General features: G+C 71.9%; 29 protein-coding genes. 19 read left to right on the top strand and 10 right to left on the bottom strand.

From position 1 onward, the window contains the following. Nucleotides 1-14: 14 nt before the first annotated feature. Complete coding sequence (gene ppk2 / locus AB0F52_RS38940; protein WP_360181999.1) at nucleotides 15-827, bottom strand: polyphosphate kinase 2; 813 nt, start codon at nucleotides 825-827, stop codon at nucleotides 15-17. 130 nt (nucleotides 828-957) lie between these two features. Here ppk2 and AB0F52_RS38945 point away from each other — a divergent pair, with 130 nt between their 5' ends. Further along, complete coding sequence (locus tag AB0F52_RS38945) at nucleotides 958-2,100, top strand: site-2 protease family protein (RefSeq protein ID WP_360182001.1); 1,143 nt, start codon at nucleotides 958-960, stop codon at nucleotides 2,098-2,100. A gap of 26 nt (nucleotides 2,101-2,126) precedes the next feature. Further along, complete coding sequence (locus AB0F52_RS38950) at nucleotides 2,127-3,152, top strand: hypothetical protein (RefSeq protein WP_360182004.1); 1,026 nt, start codon at nucleotides 2,127-2,129, stop codon at nucleotides 3,150-3,152. An 86-nt stretch (nucleotides 3,153-3,238) separates the two neighbouring features. On the opposite strand, the gene AB0F52_RS38955 is transcribed toward AB0F52_RS38950, so the two are convergent. Both AB0F52_RS38955 and AB0F52_RS38960 read right to left on the bottom strand, forming a co-directional pair. Next, nucleotides 3,239-3,874: a CBS domain-containing protein gene (locus AB0F52_RS38955; RefSeq protein ID WP_360182007.1), complete on the bottom strand. Its 636-nt coding sequence runs from the start codon at nucleotides 3,872-3,874 to the stop codon at nucleotides 3,239-3,241. Nucleotides 3,875-3,876: 2 nt separating this feature from the next. Then, complete coding sequence (locus AB0F52_RS38960; protein WP_360182010.1) at nucleotides 3,877-4,761, bottom strand: universal stress protein; 885 nt, start codon at nucleotides 4,759-4,761, stop codon at nucleotides 3,877-3,879. Nucleotides 4,762-4,962: 201 nt separating this feature from the next. On the opposite strand from AB0F52_RS38960, the gene AB0F52_RS38965 reads away from it, so the two are divergent. The 4 genes from AB0F52_RS38965 (at nucleotide 4,963) to AB0F52_RS38980 (ending at nucleotide 8,475) form a co-directional block, all read left to right on the top strand. Next, complete coding sequence (locus tag AB0F52_RS38965; protein WP_360182012.1) at nucleotides 4,963-5,838, top strand: universal stress protein; 876 nt, start codon at nucleotides 4,963-4,965, stop codon at nucleotides 5,836-5,838. A 140-nt stretch (nucleotides 5,839-5,978) separates the two neighbouring features. Next, entirely contained in the window at nucleotides 5,979-6,419 is a 441-nt protein-coding gene (locus AB0F52_RS38970) for a hypothetical protein (RefSeq protein ID WP_360182015.1), read from the top strand. A 7-nt stretch (nucleotides 6,420-6,426) separates the two neighbouring features. Then, nucleotides 6,427-7,380: a magnesium transporter CorA family protein gene (locus tag AB0F52_RS38975; RefSeq protein ID WP_360182018.1), complete on the top strand. Its 954-nt coding sequence runs from the start codon at nucleotides 6,427-6,429 to the stop codon at nucleotides 7,378-7,380. 81 nt (nucleotides 7,381-7,461) lie between these two features. After that, on the top strand, nucleotides 7,462-8,475 hold the full coding sequence (locus AB0F52_RS38980) for a hypothetical protein (RefSeq protein ID WP_360182021.1): 1,014 nt from the start codon (nucleotides 7,462-7,464) through the stop codon (nucleotides 8,473-8,475). 43 nt (nucleotides 8,476-8,518) lie between these two features. Here the strand turns inward: AB0F52_RS38980 and AB0F52_RS38985 are convergent, their stop codons facing one another. From AB0F52_RS38985 to AB0F52_RS38995, 3 genes are read right to left on the bottom strand one after another with little or no spacing between them, the layout of a single operon-like run. Then, nucleotides 8,519-9,040 (bottom strand): flavodoxin domain-containing protein, encoded by a 522-nt coding sequence (locus AB0F52_RS38985; RefSeq protein WP_360182024.1) that lies wholly within the window; start codon nucleotides 9,038-9,040, stop codon nucleotides 8,519-8,521. A 10-nt stretch (nucleotides 9,041-9,050) separates the two neighbouring features. After that, complete coding sequence (locus AB0F52_RS38990) at nucleotides 9,051-9,317, bottom strand: DUF1876 domain-containing protein (RefSeq protein ID WP_360182027.1); 267 nt, start codon at nucleotides 9,315-9,317, stop codon at nucleotides 9,051-9,053. 9 nt (nucleotides 9,318-9,326) lie between these two features. Then, nucleotides 9,327-9,413, bottom strand: a complete 87-nt coding sequence (locus AB0F52_RS38995) for a 4Fe-4S binding protein (RefSeq protein WP_360182260.1) — start codon at nucleotides 9,411-9,413, stop codon at nucleotides 9,327-9,329. A gap of 29 nt (nucleotides 9,414-9,442) precedes the next feature. On the opposite strand from AB0F52_RS38995, the gene AB0F52_RS39000 reads away from it, so the two are divergent. The 9 genes from AB0F52_RS39000 to AB0F52_RS39040 all read left to right on the top strand — a co-directional run bounded on the left by AB0F52_RS39000 (nucleotide 9,443) and on the right by AB0F52_RS39040 (nucleotide 16,203). Next, nucleotides 9,443-10,042, top strand: coding sequence for a hypothetical protein (locus tag AB0F52_RS39000; protein ID WP_360182030.1), 600 nt, complete (start codon nucleotides 9,443-9,445; stop codon nucleotides 10,040-10,042). Then, complete coding sequence (locus AB0F52_RS39005) at nucleotides 10,039-10,395, top strand: sporulation protein (protein WP_360182033.1); 357 nt, start codon at nucleotides 10,039-10,041, stop codon at nucleotides 10,393-10,395. Before AB0F52_RS39000 ends, AB0F52_RS39005 begins: the two co-directional genes overlap by 4 nt. Then, nucleotides 10,382-10,819 carry a pyridoxamine 5'-phosphate oxidase family protein gene (locus AB0F52_RS39010; RefSeq protein ID WP_360182036.1) on the top strand — a complete coding sequence of 146 codons (438 nt, stop codon included), beginning with the start codon at nucleotides 10,382-10,384 and terminating at the stop codon, nucleotides 10,817-10,819. Before AB0F52_RS39005 ends, AB0F52_RS39010 begins: the two co-directional genes overlap by 14 nt. A gap of 87 nt (nucleotides 10,820-10,906) precedes the next feature. Beyond that, nucleotides 10,907-11,599, top strand: a complete 693-nt coding sequence (locus AB0F52_RS39015; protein ID WP_360182039.1) for a response regulator transcription factor — start codon at nucleotides 10,907-10,909, stop codon at nucleotides 11,597-11,599. Continuing rightward, nucleotides 11,596-12,975 (top strand): HAMP domain-containing sensor histidine kinase, encoded by a 1,380-nt coding sequence (locus AB0F52_RS39020; protein ID WP_360182042.1) that lies wholly within the window; start codon nucleotides 11,596-11,598, stop codon nucleotides 12,973-12,975. The genes AB0F52_RS39015 and AB0F52_RS39020 overlap by 4 nt, the downstream gene beginning before the upstream one ends. A gap of 48 nt (nucleotides 12,976-13,023) precedes the next feature. Continuing rightward, complete coding sequence (locus AB0F52_RS39025; protein ID WP_360182045.1) at nucleotides 13,024-14,400, top strand: ferredoxin reductase family protein; 1,377 nt, start codon at nucleotides 13,024-13,026, stop codon at nucleotides 14,398-14,400. Nucleotides 14,401-14,415: 15 nt separating this feature from the next. Beyond that, the gene (locus AB0F52_RS39030; RefSeq protein ID WP_360182048.1) at nucleotides 14,416-14,859 is read left to right on the top strand and encodes an FMN-binding protein; all 444 of its coding nucleotides are present in this window, start codon (nucleotides 14,416-14,418) and stop codon (nucleotides 14,857-14,859) included. 41 nt (nucleotides 14,860-14,900) lie between these two features. Continuing rightward, nucleotides 14,901-15,602: an FAD:protein FMN transferase gene (locus tag AB0F52_RS39035; protein WP_360182051.1), complete on the top strand. Its 702-nt coding sequence runs from the start codon at nucleotides 14,901-14,903 to the stop codon at nucleotides 15,600-15,602. 46 nt (nucleotides 15,603-15,648) lie between these two features. Further along, on the top strand, nucleotides 15,649-16,203 hold the full coding sequence (locus tag AB0F52_RS39040; RefSeq protein WP_360182054.1) for a hypothetical protein: 555 nt from the start codon (nucleotides 15,649-15,651) through the stop codon (nucleotides 16,201-16,203). Between the two features lie 22 nt (nucleotides 16,204-16,225). Here AB0F52_RS39040 and nagA read toward each other — a convergent pair whose 3' ends face one another. Next, a complete protein-coding gene (gene nagA / locus AB0F52_RS39045; RefSeq protein ID WP_360182057.1) occupies nucleotides 16,226-17,326 on the bottom strand; it encodes an N-acetylglucosamine-6-phosphate deacetylase in 1,101 nt (366 codons plus the stop codon). A 410-nt stretch (nucleotides 17,327-17,736) separates the two neighbouring features. Further along, nucleotides 17,737-17,913, bottom strand: coding sequence for a hypothetical protein (locus AB0F52_RS39050; RefSeq protein WP_360182060.1), 177 nt, complete (start codon nucleotides 17,911-17,913; stop codon nucleotides 17,737-17,739). 445 nt (nucleotides 17,914-18,358) lie between these two features. Here AB0F52_RS39050 and AB0F52_RS39055 point away from each other — a divergent pair, with 445 nt between their 5' ends. From AB0F52_RS39055 to AB0F52_RS39065, 3 genes are all read left to right on the top strand, one after another. Continuing rightward, a complete protein-coding gene (locus AB0F52_RS39055; protein WP_360182063.1) occupies nucleotides 18,359-18,769 on the top strand; it encodes a metalloregulator ArsR/SmtB family transcription factor in 411 nt (136 codons plus the stop codon). After that, the gene (locus AB0F52_RS39060; RefSeq protein WP_360182066.1) at nucleotides 18,766-20,460 is read left to right on the top strand and encodes a SulP family inorganic anion transporter; all 1,695 of its coding nucleotides are present in this window, start codon (nucleotides 18,766-18,768) and stop codon (nucleotides 20,458-20,460) included. Before AB0F52_RS39055 ends, AB0F52_RS39060 begins: the two co-directional genes overlap by 4 nt. A gap of 492 nt (nucleotides 20,461-20,952) precedes the next feature. Further along, entirely contained in the window at nucleotides 20,953-21,390 is a 438-nt protein-coding gene (locus tag AB0F52_RS39065; RefSeq protein WP_360182069.1) for an STAS domain-containing protein, read from the top strand. Nucleotides 21,391-21,405: 15 nt separating this feature from the next. On the opposite strand, the gene AB0F52_RS39070 is transcribed toward AB0F52_RS39065, so the two are convergent. After that, nucleotides 21,406-21,645 carry a hypothetical protein gene (locus tag AB0F52_RS39070; RefSeq protein ID WP_360182072.1) on the bottom strand — a complete coding sequence of 80 codons (240 nt, stop codon included), beginning with the start codon at nucleotides 21,643-21,645 and terminating at the stop codon, nucleotides 21,406-21,408. Between the two features lie 50 nt (nucleotides 21,646-21,695). Continuing rightward, nucleotides 21,696-21,878 (bottom strand): hypothetical protein, encoded by a 183-nt coding sequence (locus AB0F52_RS39075; RefSeq protein ID WP_360182075.1) that lies wholly within the window; start codon nucleotides 21,876-21,878, stop codon nucleotides 21,696-21,698. A 380-nt stretch (nucleotides 21,879-22,258) separates the two neighbouring features. On the opposite strand from AB0F52_RS39075, the gene AB0F52_RS39080 reads away from it, so the two are divergent. Beyond that, nucleotides 22,259-22,486: a hypothetical protein gene (locus AB0F52_RS39080; RefSeq protein ID WP_360182078.1), complete on the top strand. Its 228-nt coding sequence runs from the start codon at nucleotides 22,259-22,261 to the stop codon at nucleotides 22,484-22,486. The last annotated feature ends 203 nt before the right edge of the window (nucleotides 22,487-22,689 follow it).

Consider the following 22,689-nt stretch of genomic DNA (forward strand, 5'->3'; position numbering starts at 1 on the left):
TCTCCTCCTTCGGTTCACCGCGGCAGCAGAGTGGCCGCGTGGTCGGGAACGTAGGTCTGCAACCGCCGGTCGGGCCGGAAGTAGCCGGTCGGCTCAGGCCGCGCCGGCAGCGAAACCGCCTGCCGGGACACCTCGTGGTACGGGACGGTGGAGAGCAGGTGCGCGATCATGTTCAGCCGCCCGCGCCGCTTCTCCTCGCTTTCCACCACGTGCCACGGTGACTCGGCAGTGTCGGTGTGCACGAACATGTCGTCCTTCGCCCGCGAGTAGTCTTCCCAGTGCGTCACGGACTGCAGGTCGATGGGCGAGAGCTTCCAGCGGCGCATCGGATCGTCGATCCGCGCGGCGAACCGGCGTTCCTGCTCGTCGAGGCTGACCGAGAACCAGTACTTGCGCAGGAGGATGCCGTCGTCGATGAGCAGGCGCTCGAAGATCGGGCACTGCTGCAGGAACCGCCGGTGCTCCTCCGGGGTGCAGAACCCCAACACCCGCTCGACCCCGGCCCGGTTGTACCAGCTCCGGTCGAACAGCACGATCTCCCCGGCCGCGGGCAGGTGCTCGATGTAGCGCTGGAAGTACCACTGCGTCCGCTCGCGCTCGGTCGGGCTGGGCAGCGCGGCGATCCGCACCACGCGCGGGTTGAGGTGCTCGGTGACGCGTTTGATCGTGCTGCCCTTCCCCGCGGCGTCGCGGCCCTCGAAGACCACGACCAGGCGCACGCCCTCGTGGCGCACCCACTCCTGGAGCTTCACGAGTTCGGCCTGCAGGCGCATCAGCTCTCGTTCGTACACCGCGCGCGGGATCCGCGAGTTCTTCCGTCCGGCCATACCCCGACGCTACGAATCCGGCCCGCACCGGGTCTGCGGCCGGACGTCGGCGACGCAGAGGTCTTTGGTCCCTCGCTCCGGGGCGGTGCGGCCCTCGCCCGCGCCCGCCCGCGGGGAGGATGGTCCGGGGATGCATGCCACGTTCCCGCTCGGGCGCCCCGCCGGAATCCGTGTCGGCGCGCACTGGTCCGTGCTCCTGATCATGGCGCTTCTGGCCGAGCTCCTGGCGCAGTCACTGTTGCCGGAAGCCGTTCCGGGGCAGCCCGCGCTCGTGTACTGGGCGACCGGGATCACCGGTGCCGTGGTGTTCCTCGCCTCGCTGCTGGTGCACGAGCTGAGCCACGCGCTCGTGGCGCGGCACCGCGGGCTCACCGTCGATCGCATCACGCTGTGGCTGCTCGGCGGCAGCACGGAAATGCCCGACGACCCGCCGACCCCGCGTGCCGCGTTTTCGGTCGCCCTTGCGGGCCCGCTCGCGAGCCTGCTGGCCGGCGCCGGCTTCCTCGGCCTCAGCCGGCTCCTCCCCGGCGCCGTGCCCGCCGTCGTGGTCGTCACGGTGGCCTGGCTGGGCTGGACGAACCTCGTCCTGGCGGTGTTCAACCTGCTGCCCGGCACCCCGCTGGACGGCGGCCGGATTCTCCAAGCCGTCGTCTGGGAGCTCACCGGCGACAAACGGCGAGCCCAGGCCGCGGCCGCCCGCTCGGGCCGGGTCCTCGGCCTGGCGCTCTCGGCCGCCGGCCTCGCGCAGCTGCTGTGGTTCGGCAGCTTCGCCGGGCTGTGGCTGGTGGGGATCGGCTGCTTCCTCGGCTTCAGTGCCCGCGCCGAGCTCACGGCCGGTCCGGCACGCGAGGTCCTCGGCCGGATCGCGGTCCGCGAGATCATGACGCCGGACCCGGTCACCGCGCCTGGCTGGTTCACCGTGCAGGGGTTCGTCGAGCAGGCCGCGTCCGGGCGTTTCCGCACCTATCCGGTGGTGGCGTTCGACGGCCGTCCGATCGGCGTGGTCAGCCTGTCCGCGCTGGCGCGAGTACCCGACGCGGCTCGCACTTCGACCCGCGTCGAGAACATCTGCGCGCGTCCGCCGGTGTGCCTCGTCGCCGCTCCCGACGTCCCGCTGACGACGGTCCTCGGCCGGACCGGGAACCGGCCCGGGCATGACCTCGCGCTGGTGGTCGAGGACGGCGTCCTGGTCGGCGTCGTCAGCCCGGGCGACATCGCGCGCACGCTCGAGCTGGCCGTGCTCGGCGCCGAAGCCCACCGTCCGGCCCACTGAGGACAACCGACGGCGAGGAGGAACCGATGGACCACACGATGCCCGATGCGTACACGGTGCGGGCGGCCATCGCCCTCGCGGCGCGTGCCCCGTCGGTGCACAACTCGCAGCCGTGGGACTGGCGATTCGCCGGCCGCACGGTCGAGCTGCGCACGGACCCACGCCGTCACCTGCGGAACACCGACCCCGACGGCCGCGACCTGCTCGTCAGCTGCGGCTGCGCGCTGCACCACTTCACTGTCGCCGCGGCGGCCACGGGCTGGGCCGCGCAGGTCCACCGGCTGCCCGACCCGGCCGAACCCGGACTCCTGGCCCGGATCGACCTGGTACCGCACGACACCCGTGACAGCGACATCGCCATGGCTGCGGCCATCCCCAGCCGCCGCTCGGACCGCCGCCGCTTCGCCAACCGTCCGTTGCTCGTGTGGGACGAGGTGTTCCTCCAGAAGAGTGCCGCCGACCAGGGCGCCGCGCTGCGCGTGGTCGCCGGAGCACCCCAGCTGTCGGCGCCCACGAGCGCCGCCGTGGAGGCCGGCGGGCTGCACCGGGCCGACCCGGACTACGCGATCGAACTGGCCGCCTGGAGCGGACGGCACTATTCCCCGGACGGCGTGCCCGCACAGAACACGATCCAGTCGCCTCCGGCTGTCCGCGAGCTGCGTGTCCGCGAATTCGCCGGCGCGCGGCCGGACGACACCGAGGGTCGCGACGGTGCTGTGCTGACTGTGCTGGCCACCGCGGGCGACAGCGCGCTCGATCGCCTTCGGGCGGGCGAAGCCGCCAGCGCGGTCCTGCTGACCGCTACCCGGCTGAACCTCGCGACGTGCGTGTACACCGAACCGATCGAGCTGACCTGCACCCGCGGCCTGATCCGCGACTGCGTCCTCGACGGCCACAGCGAGCCGCAGCTCGTCATGCGCATCGGCTACCTCCCCGAGGGGGCAGCGCCGCTCCCGGCGACACCGCGGCGTCCGCTCGGCGAGGTCGTGCGGCCGTTGGCCCACCCGTACGGCGTCGGTCTCCCGGTACCGGCACAGCTGCGCGGCCGGTGAAGGGCTCGTTACGTTTGCTTCGCGAAGCTTCCCCCACGAATAAGGCCTCCACCCGGATCCGGGTGGAGGCCTTATTCGTGGGCCGTTCAGGCGACGTCGTTCCAGACGTAGTCCAGGCGGTTGCGGACCTCCACCACTCCGGACAGCTCGTGGATCAGCCGCGTCACCGGGGCGATGTCGCTGCGCCGTTCCACGCGCCCCACGACCATCACGACTCCGGCCCGGACCTGCACGCGCACCCGGTCGGGCCCGAGGTTGAGCCGGTCACGCAGCACGCGGTCGGTGATCTCGCGCTCGAGGTCGGCGTCGCCGCGGGTGAAGACCGCCACCAGGTCGCGGCGGGCCAGCACGCCCGCCACCTTCCCGTTGCGCAGCACGAACAACCGGCGGACGCCGGTGCGCGCGAACTCCGCCGCGGCGGCGGCGAGCGTGGCCTCGGCGTCGATCGTGACGGCCGGGCTGGTCATCAGGTCCTTCGCCACGCACGCCGTCGCCTTCCGCGCCAGCCTGCGGTCACGCCACCGGGGCTTGCGGTCCTCCCACAGGTGCGGCAGCAGGTCGGCTTCCGAAACGACACCGACCAGCGCACCCGTCTTGTCGAGGACGCCGACCGCGCTGATCTCATTGCCGGTGAGCAGCTGGGCGATGTCCTTGAACGGCGTGTTCGTGGACACGGTGATCGGGCCGGCGGTCATCACCGCGGATACCATTCCGGTGTTCATGTTCACTTCTCCTTCTCGGTACGGACCACCATGACCGGGCACGACGCGTGGTGCAGCAGGGCCTGGCTCGTCGAGCCCAGCACCAGCCCGGTGAAACCACCGCGGCCGCGGCTGCCGACCACGACCAGCTGCGCGCCGTGGCTCGCCGACAGCAACCGGGAGCGCGGCTTGTCGTGTTCGACCCGGCGCTCGACGTGGACGTCCGGGTACTTTTCCTGCCAGCCGGCGAGCCGCTGGGCCAGCAGCCGCCGACCGGAGTCCTGCAGATCTTCGCCCTGGAAGGCGACGTTGCCGTCGCTGAACAGGCCGGCGGTGTCCCCGTCGTGCCAGGTGTACAGGGCGACGAGCGGGGCACTGCGGAGCGAGGCTTCCTCGTAGGCCCAGGCGATCGCGGCTTCGCTCAGCGGGCTTCCATCGGTGCCGACGACCACCGGGCCGTCGACGGATTCGTTCCCGCGCACCACGACGACCGGGCAATGCGCCTTCGCGGCGAGATCGACATCGGGCGAGCCACTGAACAGGCCCGCCAGCACGCCGACAGGCTCACCGGTGATGAGGATCCGCGCACGCGCCGAAACCTCCAGCAGGCCGGGTATCGGTCCGCGGCCACTGGCCTCAGTGGACACGTTCAGCCCGGGGACGGCGGCTTCGAGGGTCGCCCGCGTCGTGCGCAGCAGCTCGTCGGCGTCGGCCTCCTTGATCCTGAGCCAGTCGGACGGCAGGTACATCTTCCCGCCGAACGCGGCGTCCTCGTAGCCGTAGGCGGTGAAGACGAGCAGCGGCGCGTGCCGGCGGGCGGCTTCCCCAGCGGCCCACAACGCGGCCGCCGCCGCGGTCTCCGAACCGTCCACGGCGACGACGACCGGCGGGTTTCCGGTTGCGCTCATGACCTGTTTCCTCCGGGTTCCGGTGCGTGGATCACGCATCCGACTCGAAGGTAGGCCTCGCCGGCACGCGCACGATGCGGCCGTTCGTCCTCGCCCGCGAGGACCTTTGGCCGCTTCGGCCCGACCGGCCGGAAGCGCACCGTGAACCTGGCGACCGATGGCCTTACGGTCGCGACCCGACAACTACGTCAGGAGCCGCCGATGACCGCACCAACCGGACAGCCGATCGTCGTCGGAATCGACGGGTCGGCCGAGTCCCTCGACGCCGTCCGCTGGGCAGCCCGCACCGCTAGCCGGCGCGGCGCGCCATTGGAGATCGTGCACGCCCTCGACTTCTCGGCCTTGCTCGCCGGCGGGGTGGTGCCGCCGCCCGAGGAGATGAAGGACGTCCTGCGCGACCGCGGCGGCCGGTCCCTGCGCACCGCGGCGGAGCTCGCGTCCGCCCAGGGCGTTCCGGGCGCGACGACCCGGCTCGACCCCGGCCGCGCCGCCCACGCTCTCGTCGACGCGTCCAAGACGGCCGCCCTGCTCGTGGTCGGCTCGTCCGGCAAGGGCCGGCTCACCGGTCTCCTCGCCGGGTCGGTCGCCTCGGCCGTCAGCGCACACGCCTCGTGCGACACGGTCATCGTGCGCGGCGACGCCTGGGACGAGGCCGAAACCGCCGGGCGTCCGGTTCTCGCCGGCATCGACGGCGGCAAGGCAAGCAGCCGCATCCTCGCCGTCGCCCTCGACGAAGCCAAGTCCCGTCACGTCCCGCTGGTCGTCGTGCACGCGTGGGCCGACGACCCGCCACCGCACGAACCCGATCACCCGGAGAACCACGAATCGGTGGCCGGCGCCGGCCACCGGCTGCTGGCCGACCGGCTCGGTGACCACGGCACCGGCGACGTGGAAGTCGACCGGGTCGTCGTCCGGTCGCACCCGCGGCGCGAGCTGATCGAGCGCAGCGACGCCGCCCAGATCGTCGTGCTCGGCGACCGCGGCCGCGGCGGGTTCCCCGACCTGCTGCTCGGCTCCACCGGCCAGGCTCTGCTGCACAACGCGGCCTGCCCGGTGTACCTCGTGCGAACCGCCTGAGGGAGGCGAAAGTCCTCGCGCCCGTGGGCCTTCGGCCCACCGCAACCGGTGTCCGTGGGCCCCCGGAGCGAGGACGATACGGCCCTCGTCGTCCGGCCCGGACCGGCGGAGTCTGGGACCAGACGAAAGTGAGGCACATCATGGACACACACCGCGGATTCGCCCCGGCGGCCACAGCCGAGCCGACGTCCGCCCGCCGCAACCGCCGTGACCGGCTCGCCCTGCGGCCCGCCGGCTGCATCGATCCCCGCTACGCCGATGTCGCCGACCGGCACCTGGCACGCACACTGACCGCGGAAGACCAGTCCGAAGAGGACGGCCTGGACCCGCTGGAGCGCGTCACCTGCCGCACCCACCGCCGCTGGCTGCACGACTGCGTCGCCTCGCCGCTGCACGTCGTCATCATCACCGGCACCCGCTGGTGCCGCGCCTGCGAATGCGCGCTGAACGTCGCGATCGACCAGCTGGCCGGCGACGTCACGGTCCGCTGCCCGTCCTGCGGCGACACGCCCGCCACCCGTGCCACCCGCCAGCTGGTCCGCGCCTGCCGCACCAGCCTCGCCGCGGCGTACGACCGCTGAGCCCGCGATGACGCGCAACCGGTTATACCGCAGCGGTGTCCTGGAGCGGGAGGACTTCCCCGCCGCCGAGGCCGCCCAGCACCTCGCCGACCCCTCGGTGACCCTGTGGCTCGACCTCGACGCGCCCACCGCGGCGGACCTGACGACGCTCGCCGACGAACTCGGTCTGCACCCGCTCGCCGTCGCCTCCGTACTCGACGACGACCACCAGCGACCCAAGCTCGTCCGCTACGACCGGCACTCGTTCCTCGCCGCGTACTCCGTGCGCGTGACCGACGGCGTCCTCACGGCCTCGGAGCTCGACGCGTTCATCACCGACCGCGTGCTGATCACCGTGCACCGGAACGGCACCACCGATATCGACGCGCTCACCGCACGCTGGGACACCACGCCGGACCTGGCCAAGAACGGCACCGCATTCCTGCTCCACGGCCTGCTCGACCACCTCGTCGACGGCCACCTCGACGCCGTCCAGGAACTCGACGAGCAGGTCGAGGAACTCGAAGACCTCGTGTTCGCCGACCGCGTCGACCACATCGACCTGCAGCGCCAGTCCCTGCTGCTGCGCCGGAGCCTCGGCCGCCTGCGGCACCTGGCCGTGCCGATGCGGGAGATCGTCGCCTCCCTGATGCGCCGCGACGACACGCTCCTGCCCTACTTCCAGGACGTCTACGACCACGTCCTGCGGGTGACGGAGTGGACGGAGTCCCTGCGCGAGATGGTCGCCACGATCCGCGAGACGCAGCTGAGCATCCAGGGCAACCGGCTCAACACGATCATGAAGAAGGTCACCAGCTGGGCGGCGATCATCGCGGTCCCGACCGCGATCACCGGGTTCTACGGCCAGAACATCCCGTACCCCGGGTTCGGGCAGGCGTCCGGGGTCTGGGTCTCCACGCTCGCCATCCTGGTCATCTCCGCGACGCTGTACGCATCGTTCAAACGCCGCGACTGGCTCTGAACCCGCCGGGGTGGCCAAAGTCCCCCGGCCGGGGTTCGATCGGCCCTGTCGCCGCCCTCCGCCGCCGCCTGTACTGACGGGATGACGACTGGCACTGCGAAACCGATCCGCCCCGGCCTAGCGAACCGGCTGCTCCTGCGGCTACTCGGCTCCTGGCCGGCGCCGCTGCTGAACGGAACGCTCACCGCCCTGCGGTACCGGCCCGTCACCGCGCCGACGCCGGTCGTGCTCCCGGTGCAGTACGCCCGCGCCGGTGAGGAGATCCTGGTCGCCGCCGGATACCCCGATCACAAGCGCTGGTGGCGGCACTTCCGCCACGGCGCCGGAGCCGATGTCCTGCTCGACGGCCGCTGGGTGGCGGCCGAAGGGCGGCTGCTCGGCGGGGCGGAGCGCGACGCCGGAGCCGAGGCCTATCGCCGCTGCTTTCCCCGCGTCCCGCTGACCGCGGACACGTCGATAGTGGCTTTCACCGCCCCGCCGGTGCCCCTTTTGCGGGGCAGACGCCTGGCTTGGACGTGGTTCCTGGTCGTCATGGCCGCCGAGTTCCTCGGCTTCGCGATCCCGGCCGTCATCGGAGCCGTGACCGCGGGCAGTCCCGCCGCCGTTGCCCTACCCGCCCTCCTGCTGGCCGGCGCGGCCGAAGGAGCCGCACTCGGCACCGGGCAGGCGCTCGTCCTCCGGCGCGCGCTGCCGGCCCTGAACACCCGGCGGTGGGTGGCGGCCACGGCCGGGGCGGCGTCCTTCGCCTACCTCGCGGGTCTCGCCCCGAGCACGTGGGCGGCCGACCTCGTATCCTGGCCGCCGCTGGTGCTCTGGCCGGTGGCCGCCGTTCTCGGCACCGCCCTGCTGCTGTCCATCGGGTTCGCCCAGTGGCTGGTCCTGCGTCGCCACCTCGCCCGGTCGGCCCGCTGGATCTTCACCACCGCCGGTGCCTGGCTACTCGGCCTGGCCGTCTTCCTGGGCGTCACGATGCCGTTGTGGCAGCCCGGCCAGCACCTGGCGTTGATCATGCTGATCGGCATCCTCGGCGGCTGGGTGATGGCGGCGACCACGTCGGCGGTCACCGGCATTGCCCTTCGCCGCCTGCTGGACTGAAGTGAACCGGTGCTCCCGAACGGCCGGCCGCGAGACCGGCCGTTCAGACCATGGTCCGGCGCACGGCCGCACCGAGCGCCGCACCCCACGCCTCGGCCCGGGCCAGCTCGCCGGGCTCCGGGCCGACGTCGATCGGATCCGTGCCGACGAAGAAGCTCTCCGCGGGCGCCACCTCCCGGCACCCGAGCCGGCGCAGCCGCTTGGCCGCCCCCAGCGAAGCCGCTCCGGTGAACACGCGCGGCTTGTCGATCCGGGTGTCGAACGTCGCCACCGAGAGCCCGTCCGGCACCGAGTCGAGCGAGTCCAGCCACTCGCGCACCCCGGTGCGCGAGTGCATCTCGTAGTCCACCTGGTCGGCGGCCGACTTCCGGGTGGCGGCCTGGCTCATGCCGTGCACGTGGGTGGGCGCGCCGACGACGAGCAGTTCGACCCCGGTGAGGTCCGCCGGCGCATCGTCGACGTTCACCACCTCGGCCCCGGCCGACGGGGACAGACCGTCGGCGATGGCCCTGGCCACCTTCTCGGTGGCGCCGAACATCGACTCGAACACGATCACGGTGCGCATCTCCGCCTCCTCAGCGTTCCAGCCGGACCGGCTGGTGGGTCAGTTCTTCGATGTCCCCCGCCGCGCATTCGAACAAGTTGTGCGCCAAGTCGCTCAGCGCGCGGGACGCGGCGAGTTCGTCGCCGACCTCGGGCACGTTCCGGTCGGCCGGGTTGAGCCGGGCGGTCCCGGTTCCGGACACGCGAGTGTCGTCGGCGGTGTGCAGCCGGGCTGTGGCCCGGGTCCGTCCCTCGTCCTCGTCGATGATGATCTCCACTTGCCAGCGCTTCTCGCGCACGAGTCCTCCTCAGGTTTCTTCGGGCACCATTTCGATGGCGCCGCTGGGGCATTCGGCCACGCAGATCCCGCAGCCCTTGCAGTAGTCGAGGTCGATCGCGTACTTCTCTCTCCCCCGGTTCGAGCTTGATCACCGCGTTGTCCGGGCACCGGGTGCCCGGTCGTCAGGTCCGCGCCGACCCGCACGACCCCGTCCGCGCGCTCGACGTCCGGGAGCTTGTCCACAAGAAACAGATCGCTGTCCTGGCCGAAGGCCAGCACGACGCTGTCGGCGGCCAGGCGTTCGAACTCCCCGGTCGGCTGCGGGAACCCGGACTCGTCGAGCCGCATCTTCTCGACCGTGATGCCTTCGGCGTCGGTCGGGATCTCGGTCTTGCCGTTGAGCTTGAGCACCAGCGGCAGCTCGCCCGCGTAGTCCCAGTAGAACTTCTCGGCCAAGCCGATCTGGATGGCGATCCCGTTGAAGCCCCCTTCGAGCGCCAGCTTGAGGATGTGCTTGCGGTGCAGCCGCGTCTTCTTACCGGTGTTCAGCCCGAGCTCGGCCAGTGCGGGTCGGTGAGCCATGACGGCCTCCGGAGTCGCGGATTCGTGGTGTACTCAGCAAATCGGGCCGAGTTCACCACCGCCGCTGGCGAACGCCATCGGTGCCGGGGACGTCGGTCACCGGAGGAAGGGACCATCGGCTCTGCCACTCTCGCACCGACGCGCCGAGACTTCGCGGCATGAAGGTCGACGAACTGCTCACGAAGGCGAAGGACGGGCTGGAGACCAAGATGGTCTACGGCGCGCCGTACGAGGTCGACGGCGTCACGGTGATCGTGGCCTCGGCCGTCGGCACCGGCGGAGGTGGCGGCGACAGCCGCGACGAGAAAGGCCGTTCCGGCGAAGGCGGCGGCTTCGGGCTGTCGGCCAAACCGGTCGAGGCCTACGTCATCAAGGACGGCAAGCTCCGCTGGGAACCGGCCGTCGACGTGAACCGCCTCGTGGCGACGCTGGGCGCGATCGCCGTCGCAGCGCTCTTCGCCGCGACGCGGCTGGCCAAGCTCAAGTACCGCGCCGAGACCGATGAGCGTCCCTGAGCTGGTCCAGCTGGGCCCGGCCCGCTGCCACGCGCTGCTCGCCTCCGTCCCGCTCGGCCGGTTGGCTTTCGTCCGCGACGGGCGGCCGGCGATCCGGCCGGTCAACTTCACCGTGGCGGGCGAAGCGATTTGGCTGCGGTCGGGCCGGAATTCCTGGGCCGACCGGCTCGACGGGCAGCCGGTCACCTTCGAGGCCGACGCCTACGACCCGGCCGGCCACACCGGCTGGAGCGTGATCGTCAGCGGGATCGCCACCCTCACCACCGACGTCGAAACCGTGGCCGCCCAGCTCGGCGCCGACCTGCGCTCGTGGGCTCCCCCACCGCGCGACCGACTGCTGCGAATCAGCGTCGACCGGATCGAGGGCCGCCGGCTCGCCCTCCGGCCGGATGCGGACGACGCGACCGAATCGGCGCCGTCATGACCACCCGGAAGCCGCGCTTTACCGACCGCTAACTCTCCGCTGGCACCCCGGAAACCCGGCAGGACGCGAAGCCCACGCGCGGGCATCATGGCGGCCATGCCGCACCGCGTCCTGCTCGCCGACGACGACCGCGCCATCCGCGAGTCCCTCGTCCGGGCCCTCGACCTCGAGGGCTACCACGTCACCGAGGTCACCGACGGCGTCAGCGCCCTGGCCGCCGCCCGGCGCGACGACTTCGACGTGCTGATCCTCGACGTGATGATGCCCGGCGTCGACGGCCTCGGTGTCTGCCGAGTGCTGCGCGCCGAAGACGACCGGACTCCGATCCTCATGCTCACCGCCCGCGTCGAAACCCCCGACCGGGTGGCCGGGCTGGACGCCGGAGCCGACGACTACCTGCCCAAGCCGTTCGACCTCGACGAACTGCTGGCCCGGCTGCGCGCCCTGTTGCGCCGCACCTCACCCGAGCCGGACGCGCGCCGCACGCTGCGGCTCGGCGAGCTCACGGTCGACCCGGCCGCCCGGCGAGTGTGGTGGCAGGGCACCGAGATCACGTGTTCGAAAACGGAATTCGACCTGCTGGAACTGCTGGTGCGCAACGCCGGGATCGTGCTCGATCGCGCCACGATCTACCAGCGGATCTGGGGTTACGAGTTCGGTTCGGAGTCGAAGAACCTCGCCGTCTACATCGGCTACCTGCGGCGCAAGCTGGAGCAGGCCGGCGCGGCGGAGCTGATCCACACCGTACGTGGTGTGGGCTATTCGGTGCGGCCGGCGTGAACCTGCGCAGCAAGCTCGCGATCGCCTTCGCCGGCGTCGGCGCGTCGGCGGCGATCCTGGTCGGCGTCTTCAGCTACCAGGCCGCTTCCCAACGGATCGACGCCGAACTCGACCGGTCGCTGCTGACGACGTCGGCGGAGGTCGCGGCCGGCGCGACGCAGGTGCTCGCGCCGAGCCCGGTCACCCGCGGCCCCGATGACGACGACCACGACGAGGCCCAGCCGATGGTGGCCCAGGCGATCGCCCCGGACGGCACCACCCGCCCGCTCGGCGGCCGCCCGGTGCGCCTCGACGTCGGCGACGAAGACCGGACACTGGCCGCGACCGGCTCCCTCGGTGACCACCGCTACCGCGACTTCACCGCCGGCCGCGACGACTACCGGGTGACTACCGTCGCCCTGGGACCGGGCCGCGGCGCCGTCCAGCTCGGCATCGACGTCGACGAGTCCCGGCACGTCCTCAAGGGTCTCGCCGCTCGGATCACCGGCGTCAGCGCGCTCGTGCTGGCCGGGGCGGCGCTGGCCGGGTGGTTGCTGGCCCGGCAGATCACCCGGCGGCTGGTCCGGCTGACCGACGTGACCGAGCAGGTCAGCGACGGCCGCCTCGACGACGTCGCCGTGCCCACCGGCGGCCGCGACGAGGTCGGCCGGCTCGCGACCTCGTTCGACCGGATGCTCGGCCGGCTCGCCGACGCCCGCGCCGACCAGGAACGCCTGGTCCAGGACGCCGCCCACGAACTACGCACGCCCCTGACCAGCCTCCGCACCAACGCCAGCGTCCTGCGCCGGTTCGCCGAACTCAGCCCGAAATCCCGCGCACGCCTGCTCGACGACGTCGACGGCGAGACCCGCGAACTGACTCACCTGGTCGACGAACTCGTCGAACTGGCCACCCGCCGCTACGAAGCCGAAGAGCCGGCGCCGGTCGAGCTGCACGAGGTGGCCGAGCGCGCCGCCGAGCGCGTCCGGCGCCGGTCCGGACGGGCCATCACCGTCGAGACCGACGCGTCCGCACTGACCGGCCAGGCGAAGGCCCTGGAACGCGCGATCGCGAACCTGCTGGAAAACGCCGTGAAGTTCGCTCCCGAAGGCCCGATCGAAGTCGACGTCCACAACGGCCGGGTCCGGGTGCTCGACCGCGGCCCCGGCATCGGCGAAGACGACGCGGCCCGCGTGTTCGACCGCTTCCACCGCACCGACGGCGCCCGCGGCCTGCCGGGCTCCGGCCTCGGGCTGGCCATTGTGCGCGAGATCGCGCTGGCCCACGGCGGCAGCGTGTTCGCCGAGCCGCGCCCCGGCGGCGGTGCCGTGGTCGGGTTCACCGTCGGAGCGGATCTTCTCTTACCGAACTCTCACCCCGATCACGTCGACGGCTAACCGGGCTCGGGAAGGGTGGATCTCACCGAGATCATCCCGAGGAGCCCGATGTCCGCCACTCTCGCCGCCCGCATCGCGCGGCCCGCGGTCCACGCGTGGTGGCGGGATGTCGCCGGGCTGACGGCCTGGCTGAGCGTGCTGTTCGTGGCGGCGCTCTGGGTGTCCGGGCGCGGCCTGCAGGACCTCGGCGCCGACTTCTTCACCTCGACCGGACGGCTCACCGGGCTGCTGTCGGCGGACCTCCTGCTGCTGCAACTGCTGCTGATGGCCCGCATCCCGTGGGTGGAGCGCAGCTACGGCCAGGATGAACTGGCCCGCCGGCACCGGCTCGTGGGATTCACCTCGATCACGCTGCTGGCCGCGCACCTAATGCTCATCACCCTGGGCTACGCGGCGACCGACCGTTCCGGCGTCCTGGCCGAGGCGTGGGCGCTGGTGACGACCTACCCGGGCATGCTCCTGGCCGCCGCTGGGACGGTCGCGCTGGGCCTGGTCGCTGTGACGTCGGTGCGCGCGGCCCGGCGGCGGCTGCGCTACGAATCCTGGCACCTGCTGCACCTCTACGCCTACCTCGGCGCCGCCCTCGCCCTGCCGCACCAGCTGTGGACCGGCGCCGACTTCACCGCTTCCCCGGTCGCCACCGCGTTCTGGTGGACCGCCTACGCGGCCGCAGCCGGCGCCGTGCTCGTGTTCCGCGTCGGCCGGCCGGTGTGGCTCAACGCCCGGCACCGGCTGGTCGTCGAGCAGGTCGTGCCCGAAGGCCCCGGCGTCGTCTCGGTGTACCTGACCGGCCGGTGGCTTGAGAAGCTTCCCGTGGCGGCGGGCCAGTTCTTCGTCTGGCGGTTCGCCGGGCCCGGCTGGTCGCGGGGCAAGCCGTTCTCGCTCTCGGCCGCCCCGGACGGGCAGCGGCTGCGGATCACGGCGAAGGACCTCGGCGAGGGCAGCCGCCGGCTTGCCACCCTGCGGCCCGGCACCCCCGCGTGGTTCGAAGGCCCGTACGGCCGGTTGACCGCGAACGTCCGGAAAGGACGGAAGCTCGCGCTGTTCGCGTCCGGCATCGGGATCACCCCGCTGCGCGCCCTGCTGGAGGAGCTGCCCTACCGGTCCGGCGATGCCGTGCTGTTCCTCCGCACCGGCCGGCAGGCGGACCTGCTGTTCCGGCGCGAGATCGAGGACCTCGCCGCCCGCCGCGGGGTGCGCATCCACTACCTGCTGGGCCGGCGCTCGCGCGACCGCGCGTCGTGGCTGCCCGCCGGATACGCCCCCGTGCCCGACGAGCAGGTGCTGCGCCACCTCGTGCTCGACATCGCCGACCACGACGTCTACGTCTGCGGCCCCGATGCGTGGACCGCCGCCGTTCTCGACAGCGCGCGCCACGCCGGCGTCCCCGGCGACCGCATCCACGCCGAACGGTTCGCCTGGTAGGAAAGGACTCTCCCGATGCGCAGGATCGCCATTGCCGTCGCAGCGAAGGTGTCCGTCGTCGTGCTGCTGTTCAGCTACCGCACCAGCACCGACCAGACGCCGGTCGCCACCGGGCGCCCGCTCGGCGGCGGCTCGCAGCCGACCCGCACCACGAGCCCGGCCACACCGGCTTCAGGCGACGGGAACGGCACGTTCACCGGCGACGCCGCCGATACCCGCTACGGGCCGGTCCAGGTGCGGATCACCGTCGCCGGCGGCCGGATCACCGATGCGCAGGCGGTCGAGTACCCCCGGGAAAGCGGCCGGGACGTCCGGATCAACTCCGCCGCGGTGCCCGCGCTGAACGAAGAGGCACTGCAGGCGCAGAGCGCACAGATCGATACCGTCAGCGGTGCCACCTATACCTCCGAGGGCTACCAGCAGTCCTTGCAGTCCGCGATCGACGCGGCCCACCGGTGAGGGCCGCCCACCGGGCACGCCGCTCCTGGACCCGGCCGGTCATGGGCACCCAGGTCAGCCTGCACCTACGAGGCCCCCGCGTGGACACCGATCCCGCGGTCGAACCGGCCTCGGCCGCGGTGTTCGGCCACCTGCGTGCCGCCGACGAGCTGTTCAGCACCTACCGGCCCGACAGCCAGGTCAGCGCACTCCGGCGGAGAGATCTCCCCCGCGATCTCTGGCATCCGTGGGTCACGGAAGTCGTGGCGCTCTGCGAAGAAGCCCGGCAACGCACCGACGGCTACTTCGACCCGTGGCGGCTGCCCGGCGGCTTCGACCCGTCCGGGCTGGTGAAGGGCTGGGCGGCCGAGAACGCCGCGGCCCACGTCACCCGGCTGCCCGGGTTCGACCACTACCTCAACGCCGGCGGCGACATCACCGCCGGCGTCCGCGGTTCCCAAGCTCCGGCGTGGCGGGTCGGTGTCGAAGACCCGGCCGACCCCAGCACCTTCCTCGCCGTGCTGGAGCTGCGTACCGGGGCCCTGGCGACGTCCGGCTCGGCCGCCCGCGGCCCGCACATCGTCGACCCGCACACCGGCCTGCACACCGCCGAGCTGCTTTCGGTGACGGTCACGGGGCCGGCCCTGCTGTGGGCCGACGTCTTCGCCACCGCCGCTTTCGCCCGTGGGGGCGACGACATCGAGCAGTGGGTTTCGGCGCGGGCACCGGGATACGAGGTCGCCGCGCTCGCTCGTGCGCCCTGAACCGGCACCCGCACCGACCATTCCGACACCATCCACAAAGGACATCATGACCACCGTCAACGGCCTGCCCGCCCACATCCTGCTCGTGCACGCCATCGTCGTCTTGCTCCCCCTCGCCGCGCTGCTGCTGGTGCTCAGCGCGCTCTGGCCCGCCGTCCGCCGCAAGGTCGCCGGTCCGAACGCGATCCTGTCCGTCCTCGTCGTGGTGCTCGTTCCGATCACCACCGAAGCAGGCGAATGGCTGGAACGCCGGATCGCTTCGACACCGCTCGTGCGCACCCACACGGAACTGGGCGACACCGCCGTCTACGTCGCGATCCCGGTAGCCGTGCTCGCCCTCGTCGTCTGGTGGCGCCACCGCGAAAGCCTGCAGGGCCCGACGTCCGGCACGCCGAGCGCCGGCTCGACCGCGGTCGCCACCCGCCGGCGCACGTTCCTCGCCCCGGCCTCGACCGCGGTGACGGTGGTGATCGCGGTCCTGTCCATCGCGGCCGCGGGCGCCGCGTGGTACGACGTCTACCGCATCGGGGACTCTGGCGCCCAGGCCACCTGGCAAGGCCAATTCAGCTCGGCCCCGGCACCTCACGGCTTCGAGCGCTGACAGCGCACAACCCCGGCGCCGTTCACCTCTCGAGATCGCGCGCCCCTTGTAGAACCGTCCGCAGCGCCAGCGAGTCGTCGAGGACGACGACGTCCGCGCAGTCTCCCGGCCGCAGCAACCCCAGGCCGCTGCGCGGGAAGAGCTCGGCCGGCGTGCGAGTCGCCGCGTTGACCGCGGCTTCCAGCGGTATCCCTGCCGCGCACGCGTCGCGGATGGCGTCGAGCAGGGTGATCGTGGTTCCGACGAGGGTGCCGTCGGCGCGCCGGGCGGTACCGCCGGACACGGTGAACTCGACGTCGCCGAGCCGGTAGTGGCCATCCGGGCAGCCGCCGGCGGCCAGCGCGTCGGTGACCAGCACGACCCGGTCACGAGCGGCGTGGAAGGCCAGCTGGATCGTCTCGGGCGCCAGGTGGCTCGGATCAGCGATCAACCCGACGATGACGTCGTCGCGGGTCAGCGCGGCACCGGCGATGCCGGGATCACGATGAGTGAAGGGGCGCATTGCGTCGAACAGGTGCGTGACCGACCGCGCGCCGCGGTCGAAGGCTGCGTGTGCCTCGGCTGCCGTCGCGTCGCTGTGACCGCAGGCCACGAGCACACCCGCTTGGACACAGGCACCGACGACCTCCAGCGCGCCGGGAAGTTCCGGTGCCAATGTCACCTGCGTGACCGGCCCCGCCGTGAGCAGCCGCTTCAGCAGCTCGACATCCGGTGCTCTCAGCAGATCGACCGGGTGGGTCCCCGGCCGCGCGAGCGACAGGAACGGTCCCTCCAGGTGTACGCCGAGGATTCGCGCCCCACCCGGAGCCGCCTGCGCCTTGGCCGCCGTCTCGATGGCCTCCACGGTCTGTTCGGGACGGCTGGTGATCAGCGTGGGCTGGTACGCGAGCACACCGGTGCGCGCCAGCTCCCCGCCAGCGCGGGCGTAGCCGTCGACATCGGCGTTCAGGAAGTCGACCCCGGCGAACCCGTTGACCTGCAGATCGACCAGGCCGGGCACGGCAAGCCCGGTCCCGGCCCCGGGAAGGCCGACCGCACTCACCCGCCCGTTCTCGCGATCCACATCGACGTCACCACGCCGGTACACGCCACCGACCAGGGCACCCGCCACACCCAATCGCACGACACGCCTCCCGCCCGGGCACCGTGGGGGGTGCCCCGCTTCGAGCACACTCTCGCCGTCCACCACGGATGCTCGACAGTGCCGGGAGACCTCGTGTGGGAGGACCTACGACATCGGACGTCCACGCTGCCTTCGGCGACGCCATGCGATCCCTCTACGGTGTATCTCGGTAGTCCCTGCTAGGTAGCCGAATTGCACGTAGGCACGAATCCCGAAGACGCCATCGGCTCATTTTCCTTCAGCGGACGGCATCGTGCTCCGCCAGGACGGCGACGCCCTCCAGGCCGCGGGCACCCATCCCCGTCGCGTTCTCCGACTGGGCGATTCCCAGTTCCACCGGCTACGGTCCCTTCGGCTCACTGGCCGACCACGGCACCGTCGAGTTCCTCCTGTCCTTCACCGCCATTGAGTCACAAGCAATGCAGGGCCATGAGGGTGCGGCCGTGGCTGCGCTCGGCGTTGCGGGCCAGCTCGCGTCCGATCCTGGTCGCCATCGCCGCGGTCACGCCGGTGATCCGCTCCTGCCAGGCCGGCGTGTGCGGCGCGTCGGCGTCGTCGCACCCGGTCGGCTGCTCGCCCGGGGTCAATGTCGCCGAGGTCGGCGGCGGTGAGGAACCGGTCCGTGGTGTAGACGCCCGGCTCGCGCTCCCGCAGCGTCACCAGGAACGGCAGATCGGTGTAAGACCGCAGTCGCCGGAGTCGATCTGGTGCGGGGGGCGGCCGTGATCGCCGACCGTCTCCTTCGTCAGGAAGCGGCGGACGCCGAGCAGGGGGCCGTGCCCGGGAACGTGGTCGTTCGCCGGTGCCGCGGGATCTGGATGGCTGAACACGATGACGCGGTCCCCTCAGGCGGGACGGCGACACCACCTGGTGCCCGTCGGACACTGCTCAGCTTCGAGGACGGCGCCGGATCGATCACCAGGCGAATGTCACGCCTCGAATGGACTCTCGTCCTTGGCTCGCCCCGCGCACGACGGCCCGGATCCACCGCGGATTGATGGATTGATAGAATCATCAATCCAGGAGGTGCTCATGCCCGCGAGGTCCCGCACGACGGAGCCGCTGTACCGGATCAAAGCCGACCTGTTCAAGTGCCTCGCGCACCCGACGCGGATCCAGGTCCTCGAGGTGCTGGCCGCCGCCGGTGACGAGGGTGCGCCGGTGACGCGGCTGCTCGAAGTGACCGGCTGCGAAGCTTCCCAGCTGTCCCAGCACCTCGCGGTGCTGCGTCGCACCCGGGTCGTCACCTCGTCGCGGACCGGTAACGCCGTCGAGTACTGGCTCGCCGAACCGCTCGTCGCCGAGCTCCTCGTGGTCGCCCGCGCTTTCCTGATGGCCGGGCTGCGCCCCGGCTCGGAGCAGGTGCGCGCCGCGCGCGAGCTGCCGCCGCTGCCCGGCGCGAGCCCCCAAGCGGTCCTGGACGCGATCGCGGCACGGGTGTGAGCGCCCTCGCGACGGCCCGGGACCTGCTCCCGGGCCGCGGCGACTACGACCTGCAGCCGCGCGTGGTGCGCGCGGACCTGCTCGCCGGGGTCACCGTCGGCGTCGTGGCCCTCCCGCTGGCCCTGGCCTTCGGGGTCAGCTCGGGCGCGGGACCGGCAGCGGGGCTCGTCACGGCCGTCGTGGCGGGGATCGTGGCCGCGGTGTTCGGCGGATCCCCGGTGCAGGTGTCCGGGCCGACCGGCGCGATGGCCGTCGTCCTGGCCCCGATCGTCGCCGCCCACGGGCCGTCCTCGATCGCCCTGGTCTCCGTCCTCGGCGGCCTGGTCGTGCTGGTCGCCGGAGCCGCGCGGCTGGGCCGGCTGGTCGGGTACCTCCCCTGGCCGGTCGTCGAGGGCTTCACGCTCGGGATCGCCTGCATCATCTTCCTGCAGCAGGTCCCCGCGGCCGTCGGCACGAAAGCGCCGGCGGGACAGAACCCGTTCCTGGCCGCGGCGAACGCCGTCGCCCACGCCGTGACCGGTGGAGGCACGGCCGTCTGGACGATCGCCACCGTGGCGCTGGTCGCGGTCATCATGCTGGTGCTGCCCAAGCTGCACCGCGGGATACCGGCGTCCCTGCTCGCGGTCGCCGCGGCGACCGTCGCCGCCGAACTCGTCCACGCGCCCCTGCCGCGGATCGGCGGCCTGCCGAGCACCCTGACCCCCGCGCTGCCGTCTTTCACTCTCGGCGCGGTCGGCGACCTCACCGGGGCCGTCGTCGCGGTCGCCGCGCTGGCGGCCATCGAATCCCTGCTCTCCGCACGCGTCGCCGTGACGATGACCCGCGGCGGGCCGTCGGTCGGGCCGACCCGCCCGGACCGCGAACTCGTCGGCCAGGGACTGGCCTCGATCGCCAGTGGCCTCTTCGGCGGCATGCCTGCCACCGGCGCGATCGCCCGCACCGCGGTCAACGTCCGCTCCGGCGCCCGGACCCGGCTGGCGGCCATCACGCACGCGCTGGTGATCCTCGCGGTGATCTACGCCGCCACCGGGCTCGTGTCGCGGATCCCGCTGGCCGCGCTGGCCGGGGTCCTCATGGTCACCAGCCTGCGCATGGTGCCGTTCGGCACGATCCGCGAAGTCCTCCACGCGAGCCGCTCCAGCGCGGCCACCTTCGCCGTGACCGCACTCGTGACCGTCGCGGCGGACCTCATCCTCGCCGTCGAGATCGGCCTGCTCGTCGCCGCGTTCTTCGCCCTGCGCCACCTCGCCGGCGCCGCCCACACCCGCCGCGACCCGCTGCCCGGCCCCACCACCCCCGGCGACGAGCACATCGCGGTGTTCGGCTTCGAAGGCGCGATGTTCTGGGGCGCCTCGGAACGCATCATCGCCGACATCGCCGACACCGCCGACGACGTCCTCGTCGTCATCCTGCGCCTGTCCCGCCTGCACCTCCTCGATGCCACCGGCGCCAAAGCACTGGGCGAAGCGATCGAAGAACTCGAAGCCCGCGGGATCACGGTGCTGGTCAAGGGCATCCGCCCGCACCACCGGCAGGTGCTGACCGCGACCGGCGCCCTCGGCAAACTCCGGCACGAGAACCACCTGTTCACCGACTTCGCCGAAGCGGCCGCCCACGCCCGGTCACACGTACGACGCGCCCGCACGCCCGATGTCACAGCCGGTACGCCGGGGAAATCCAGGCTGCGCTGACCATCGGCTTCGCCGGGTCCTGGGCTCCACCCCGCGCCGAACCCGTGGCGCTCTCCGGCAGGCGGCGGCCCTGCTCCCGCCGACGGCCGCGGAACGCGTCGCGGCCATCACCCGCTGACCGGGCCCAGCAGGTAGATTTGTCCGGCCGATAAGTAGTTGGCTGCGCGCCAGAAGCTGTCAATCCGGCGGAATTCGTCTTGCTGCAACGTTGTCGAATCTCGGTCGTTCGAGGCGGAGTGCCCGACATTGACAGCCATACACAGTGGTGCGCACCTCTGACGTCCGTGGGTCGTCACCGTTATGGGTGGTCTTCACCGGGAGGCGGTTTTCGTTCGCCCTGGTAGAGAGCCCGGCGTTCACTGCCGATGGTGACCATGGTCCGCTGACCACTGCAGTGTGAACGAGGTCGTCGTACTCTCGCGAGGCAGCGGTTCAGCCTCGTAGCCGGCGCACTCTGCCCCAACGGCCACCGGCCGACGTGGGGCTGGAAGGGTGCACGACCGGTTCGACCTGACGGCCGCGAAGGAGATGTCGAAAATGGCGCTGCCCCGCCCCAGGGAGCCTGACGCGCTCAGGCCCAGGGCCACCGTCGAGGTGTCCCGAGCCGACGCGGTCACCGTCCTGACCGCGCGCGGTGAACTCGACTCCGCGATCACCGGCCCGCTGGCCGATCTCCTCACCGGCGAATTCGAACGTCGGCCACAAGGGTTGATACTGGACGCGTCGGCGGTGACGTTCTGTTCGGCGCGAGCGCTGGCCATCCTGGTCAACGCGGGAGCCGAAGCCCACGCAGCCGGGGTGCCCTTAGCGATCGTCACTCGCCAGCGAGCGATCTTGCGTCCTGCGACGGCGTTGGGGCTGGAGCGCGTCCTGCCGGTACACGGCGATCTGGCCGACGCGTTGGAGCATCTGGCCCGCGTCTCTCCCTAGCACCCGACCGCTGGATCAGTGCGCGGCCGCGGCCGACCGCTCGGCGGCAAAAGGAGCGAACAGCTCGAGCAGCTCGGCGGCCGATAGGGCACCGTGGGACCGCGGTGTCGGCATGGGGGTCTCGCCCCGGTCCAAGCCGAGCATTTCCAGCAACGCGGCCTGGTCCTGGTCGTCAAGAGCGTGCCGCTGCACCACCCGGATCGCACGGTCACGCTCGTGAGCCGTCGGCTGGGTGGTGACAACAAGGTCGAGCATGTCGGTCCTGACGTGGCGATGGGCGCCGGTTCGCGGTATCCGCAGAAGGCTTAGACAGTGGTCAGCGCGGCGTGCCGGTCGAGTTGCCCGCCGAGCCGTGCGAGTGCCTGATCCAGTGCAGCGTCGAAAGTGAGAGCGACGGCGCGGGTGTCGACGTGCCGGCCCCGTACCGAGGCGTGGACATCGGCGAGCACAGCGTCGGGCATTGCCGGGTGCCCGGTCTTCCGGGCCACGATGGTGAGGGCACCGAGCGGGTGCGTTGCACAGAATGCCCGCGCCTGCAGAAGCGCGTCGTCAAGGAGAGTGGGATCGACAACCGGGGCCGATCTCGGCGGAGACCTTCGCGGATGAACTGTTCACCCCTTCACCATGCCTGTCCTCCCCATCGTTACCGCAGGGCCCTTGGTCACCAACCGGCACCGCGGAAGACCCCGTCCGGAATTCCCGCCCCGCCGGCGTGTACTGCACCGGGCGCGGGAACAACGACTCCATCCGAACGGGCAGAACGGCCCGCCGGGTCTTGGCCTTCTCCCCTGCCCCCACCTGCCTGCCGAACGGCACCATCGAGACGCGGGCAGAAGACCAAGGCCCTTTCACCGAACAGGAGGCCGACATGCGGCTCGCCCACCGCACCGAACACCTCGGGCCGGCCCGGGCGGGCGGATTCCCCACCGGGCTGCGTGTGCGTGCACACAGCGGTCAGTTCGACGGCCAGACCGGAGTCGTGGTCGACCACGCACCCGACCTCCGCCCCGGCTCGGTGTGGATCGAATTCACCCCGGGCCACGCACGGCTGGTGCCCGGCTACCGGCTCGACGTCGCCGACAACCCGGAGAACTGACCGGAGAACCTCTGCGTGAGGTCCCGGAGCCGTTCCACCGCCTCGGCCACCTGGTCACCACTGACGTTCACGCCGGACAACGTACTGGCGCGCCCCCAGCACTCGAACTGCTCCGGCCTCCACCATGTCGATGTTCTCGCGCCGGCTCTGCCCACGGAACCCAGACCACGCGTCGGTCCTGGTCATCGAACCGACCACGGGGG

Origin of the sequence: Amycolatopsis sp. NPDC024027 (genome assembly GCF_040638975.1) — a bacterium.
Lineage (GTDB): Bacteria > Actinomycetota > Actinomycetes > Mycobacteriales > Pseudonocardiaceae > Amycolatopsis.

Coding starts and splice junctions, on each gene's coding strand:
- AB0F52_RS38980 (WP_360182021.1), top strand. CDS start 7,462: ATGACGACTGGCACTGCGAAACCGATCCGCCCCGGCCTAGCGAACCGG.
- AB0F52_RS38945 (WP_360182001.1), top strand. CDS start 958: ATGCATGCCACGTTCCCGCTCGGGCGCCCCGCCGGAATCCGTGTCGGC.
- ppk2 (WP_360181999.1), bottom strand. CDS start 827: ATGGCCGGACGGAAGAACTCGCGGATCCCGCGCGCGGTGTACGAACGA.
- AB0F52_RS39030 (WP_360182048.1), top strand. CDS start 14,416: ATGCGCAGGATCGCCATTGCCGTCGCAGCGAAGGTGTCCGTCGTCGTG.
- AB0F52_RS38950 (WP_360182004.1), top strand. CDS start 2,127: ATGGACCACACGATGCCCGATGCGTACACGGTGCGGGCGGCCATCGCC.
- AB0F52_RS39035 (WP_360182051.1), top strand. CDS start 14,901: ATGGGCACCCAGGTCAGCCTGCACCTACGAGGCCCCCGCGTGGACACC.
- AB0F52_RS39055 (WP_360182063.1), top strand. CDS start 18,359: ATGCCCGCGAGGTCCCGCACGACGGAGCCGCTGTACCGGATCAAAGCC.
- AB0F52_RS38965 (WP_360182012.1), top strand. CDS start 4,963: ATGACCGCACCAACCGGACAGCCGATCGTCGTCGGAATCGACGGGTCG.
- AB0F52_RS39010 (WP_360182036.1), top strand. CDS start 10,382: ATGAGCGTCCCTGAGCTGGTCCAGCTGGGCCCGGCCCGCTGCCACGCG.
- AB0F52_RS38985 (WP_360182024.1), bottom strand. CDS start 9,040: ATGCGCACCGTGATCGTGTTCGAGTCGATGTTCGGCGCCACCGAGAAG.
- AB0F52_RS38975 (WP_360182018.1), top strand. CDS start 6,427: ATGACGCGCAACCGGTTATACCGCAGCGGTGTCCTGGAGCGGGAGGAC.
- AB0F52_RS39080 (WP_360182078.1), top strand. CDS start 22,259: ATGCGGCTCGCCCACCGCACCGAACACCTCGGGCCGGCCCGGGCGGGC.
- AB0F52_RS39015 (WP_360182039.1), top strand. CDS start 10,907: ATGGCGGCCATGCCGCACCGCGTCCTGCTCGCCGACGACGACCGCGCC.
- AB0F52_RS39040 (WP_360182054.1), top strand. CDS start 15,649: ATGACCACCGTCAACGGCCTGCCCGCCCACATCCTGCTCGTGCACGCC.
- AB0F52_RS39070 (WP_360182072.1), bottom strand. CDS start 21,645: ATGCTCGACCTTGTTGTCACCACCCAGCCGACGGCTCACGAGCGTGAC.
- AB0F52_RS38955 (WP_360182007.1), bottom strand. CDS start 3,874: ATGAACACCGGAATGGTATCCGCGGTGATGACCGCCGGCCCGATCACC.
- AB0F52_RS39025 (WP_360182045.1), top strand. CDS start 13,024: ATGTCCGCCACTCTCGCCGCCCGCATCGCGCGGCCCGCGGTCCACGCG.
- AB0F52_RS38960 (WP_360182010.1), bottom strand. CDS start 4,761: ATGAGCGCAACCGGAAACCCGCCGGTCGTCGTCGCCGTGGACGGTTCG.
- AB0F52_RS38970 (WP_360182015.1), top strand. CDS start 5,979: ATGGACACACACCGCGGATTCGCCCCGGCGGCCACAGCCGAGCCGACG.
- AB0F52_RS39005 (WP_360182033.1), top strand. CDS start 10,039: ATGAAGGTCGACGAACTGCTCACGAAGGCGAAGGACGGGCTGGAGACC.